Genomic DNA, 577 nt, shown 5'->3' with positions numbered 1-577 from the left:
ACATTCATTAATTCAACATATTCAGCGATGATCGGCGAATCAAACCAACATTCGCCCTCTTCGGTCACCAGCACCGGCACTTTTCCTAACGGGTTAAATTGCGCCACGCCGTTGTCCGCGTTATAGGGCAGTTCATTAATAAATTCGAAAGTTATGCCCTTTTCTAACAACAGAATAGAAAGTTTGCGTACAAACGGGCTGGTGTAGCTACCGACGAGTTTCATGCCGAGTCCTTTGTGCGAGGAAAAATATCAGTATGGCCTGGTGATGGGAAAAAGGGCAGAAAATGTTGATGGTTTGTTACTTCCAAATAAATCACATATTTATCTTGGTGATATAAATATTTTCCTAATTGTTTCTATCTGATGGATATCTCACTTAAGGCTTTCTTATAAATCTGTAGGGTTTTGCCTGGAAGCAGACAAATAACCCGATAAAACAAGGATGAGCAGATGAGCGGAAAACCGGCAGCGCGTCAGGGCGACATGACGCAGTATGGCGGTAGCATTGTTCAGGGTTCAGCCGGGGTGCGCATTGGTGCCCCCACCGGCGTGGCCTGTTCGGTGTGCCCCGGCGG

2 protein-coding genes are annotated in these 577 nt (G+C 46.4%); one reads left to right on the top strand and one right to left on the bottom strand.

The genetic code is table 11. The features are described from left to right. Positions 1-224: glutathione S-transferase N-terminal domain-containing protein (locus ACS8YF_RS19995; protein ID WP_440851812.1), on the bottom strand; the 224-nt coding region annotated here is incomplete at its 3' end. A gap of 228 nt (positions 225-452) precedes the next feature. On the opposite strand from ACS8YF_RS19995, the gene ACS8YF_RS19990 reads away from it, so the two are divergent. Then, on the top strand, positions 453-577 hold a 125-nt coding region (locus tag ACS8YF_RS19990; protein ID WP_001390330.1), incomplete at its 3' end, for a hypothetical protein.

It is taken from the genome of Salinisphaera sp. SWV1 (genome assembly GCF_052044155.1).
GTDB lineage: Bacteria > Pseudomonadota > Gammaproteobacteria > Nevskiales > Salinisphaeraceae > Salinisphaera.
This window is presented reverse-complemented; position numbering and strand designations above follow the sequence as displayed.